2 protein-coding genes are annotated in these 3,000 nt (G+C 71.2%); one reads left to right on the forward strand and one right to left on the reverse strand.

Going from position 1 to position 3,000, the window contains the following annotated elements; all coding sequences use genetic code 11:
• Positions 1-1,506: sigma-54-dependent Fis family transcriptional regulator (locus G7A99_RS25770; RefSeq protein WP_163140412.1), on the reverse strand; the 1,506-nt coding region annotated here is incomplete at its 3' end.
• 223 nt (positions 1,507-1,729) lie between these two features.
• Between G7A99_RS25770 and G7A99_RS11890 the strand changes: the two genes are divergently transcribed.
• A partial coding sequence (locus tag G7A99_RS11890; RefSeq protein ID WP_163140414.1) for an aldehyde dehydrogenase family protein occupies positions 1,730-3,000 on the forward strand: 1,271 nt, incomplete at its 3' end.

Genomic DNA, 3,000 nt, shown 5'->3' on the forward strand with positions numbered 1-3,000 from the left:
CTCGAGGTCGGCGCGCTCGCGCAGCGGCGGCAGGCGCACACGCAGGCCGTTGAGGCGGTAGTAGAGGTCCGCGCGGAATGTACCGTCGGCCACGCACTGTGCGAGGTCCCGGTTCGTGGCCGCGATCAGGGCGAAATCCACCGATTCCTCGTGGCCGCCGCCCACCGGCACGACACGTTGCTCCTGAAGCACGCGGAGAAGCCGGGTCTGCAATGCCTGGGGCATCTCGCCGATCTCGTCGAGGAACAGGGTCCCGCCGTCCGCCTCGTGCACCCGGCCCCGGGCGCCCTCGCGACGGGCGCCGGTGAATGCCCCGGGGGCATACCCGAATAGCTCCGACTCGATCAGCCCATCGGGTATCGCGGCGCAGTTGACCACCACCAGAGGTCCGCCCGCCCTCGGCCCCTGGTGGTGGATACGGTGGGCGAGGTACTCCTTGCCCGTCCCGGTCTCGCCCTCGACGAGTACCGGAATGCCCCGGGCGTGAACCCGCAGGGCACGCGCCTCGCAGGCGGCGACGGCGTCGTCGCCGTGATGCAGCGCGGGCGTGTCTGCTGCGGCACCGGTACCCGGCACCACGGTCCGGCCGGGCTGGTCGCGCTCGCCGCGGACACTCACGCGCGCGTGGACCTGCAGCCCGGAGCGGGTGGTCAGCAGTGTCGTGCCGTGGCTCGCCCGGGCCACCGCGTTGCCCAGCTCCGCGTCGAAAAGGCCATTGAACCCGCCGGCCGCGGTGCCGAGGTGGCCGAGGGCGCTGGCGTTGGCCGCGAGCAGGGCGCCGTCGGGGCCGAACGCGGCGATCCCCTCGCCGAGGGTCCCGAGGAACTCCCGCCGCGGGTGGAAGTGCACGTACACGGCGTCGTCGAACTCGGTCTCGAGCAGGCGGTTCTCCACCATGAGCGCTGCCATGCGCACCAGCCCGAGGGCATGGAGCTGGCGTGTCGGCTGATCACCGGAGACGTCGAACAGCCCGATGGTGCGTCCGTCCGGCGCACGTATCGGCGCGGCCGCGCAGGTCAGGAAGCTGTTGCAGTCCAGGAAGTGTTCGGGGCCATGGACGGATACCGCCCGGGCCTCGGCGAGGGCGGTCCCGATGGCGTTGGTGCCCCTCTCCGATTCCAGCCAGCAGGCGCCCGGGCTGAGCGCCACGCGTTGTGCCCGGCGGTCGAAGCCGGGGTCGCCGTAGCGGTGGAGCAGCACGCCCTCCGCGTCGGCGAGGATCACGGCGCTGTTGGTCCGGGCGATCTGCCGGTGGATGGTCTCGAGCTCGGGGAGGGCCGCCTCTATGAGCCGGCGGTTGCCCGCGTGCCGCTCGCGCAGCTCGCTCTCCGAGTAGCACGCCCCCGGCGGGCGGGCGTCGGTCACCAGGCCGTCGAGACGGCACCGGTGCCAGGACCGGGTTACCGTCTCCGCCAGTACCGGTGCGGCGCCGGCGTCGCCACCCTCGAAGAAACGCCGCCTTGCCTCGCGCAGCGAGGCGGAGTCGTTCGCATGATCCGCCGCCATTGGTATCTCTCCTCCGTCCGGGGGTGTCGCATTCTGCAACGGGTGTCCCGTGGCACCTGTCCCGCCCGCGACACCCGTGGAGCACCCTCCGCCCATGAGCGTGCTACGCCAGCCCCCGCGGCGCAAGGCCCGGGCCGGGCGCGACCGGACTGGCACGTCCGTTGCTCTCCATGGCGGTGCCGCCCTGAGGACGGCCTTTCAACGACAACCAGGAGGAGAGCCGATGCTTTACGCCAAGCCCGGAACAGACGGTGCCCGCGTACACTTCCGAAGCCGTTACGAGAACTTCATAGGCGGCGAGTGGGTGCCGCCCGTCGAAGGGGCCTACTTCGAGAACCCCACCCCCGTGACCGGCGAGGTCTTCTGCGAGGTGGCGCGCTCCGGTCCGGCCGATGTCGAGCGCGCCCTGGATGCCGCCCACGCCGCGCGCCGGGGATGGGCCGACACCCCGGTGGCCGAGCGGGCGCTGGTGCTCAACCGCATCGCCGATCGTATGGAGGAGAACCTCGAGACGCTGGCGGTCGCCGAGACCTGGGATAACGGCAAGCCCGTGCGCGAGGCCCTGGCCGCCGACCTGCCCCTGGCCATCGACCACTTCCGCTACTTCGCCGGCGCCATCCGGGCCCAGGAGGGCGGGATCAGCGAGATCGACGGCAACACCGTCGCCTATCATTTCCACGAGCCCCTGGGCGTGGTCGGCCAGATCATCCCCTGGAACTTCCCGCTGCTGATGGCCATCTGGAAGCTTGCGCCGGCGCTGGCGGCGGGCAACTGTGTGGTCCTCAAGCCCGCCGAGCAGACGCCGGCGAGCATCCTGGTGCTCATGGAGCTGATCGCCGATCTGCTGCCGGCCGGCACGGTCAACGTGGTCAACGGCTTCGGCGTGGAGGCGGGCAAGCCGCTGGCGGCGAGCCCGCGCATCGCCAAGGCGGCGTTCACCGGCGAGACGACCACCGGCCGGCTGATCATGCAGTACGCCTCGGAGAACCTGATCCCGGTCACACTGGAGCTCGGCGGCAAGTCGCCCAACGTGTTCTTCGCGGACTGCTTCGCCGAGGACGACGCCTTCCGCGACAAGAGCCTCGAGGGCTTCGCCATGTTCGCCCTCAACCAGGGCGAGGTCTGCACCTGCCCGTCGCGGGCGCTGGTGCAGCGGCGTTTCTACGACGACTTCATGGAGGCCGCGCTGGAGCGCACCGCGGCCCTGCGCCTGGGCAACCCGCTGGACACCGACACCATGGTCGGCGCCCAGGCCTCCCGCGACCAGTACGAGAAGATCCTCGCGTACGTGGACCTGGGCCGCCAGGAGGGCGCGCGGGTGCTCGCCGGCGGCGGTCCGGCGGAGATGTCCGGCGATCTCGCCGGCGGCTTCTACGTGCAGCCCACGGTCTTCGAGGGCGACAACGCCATGCGCATTTTCCAGGAGGAGATCTTCGGGCCGGTGGTGTCGGTGACCGGCTTCGACGGCATGGACGACGCCCTGAAGATCGCCAA

It is taken from the genome of Arhodomonas sp. KWT (assembly GCF_010993615.1).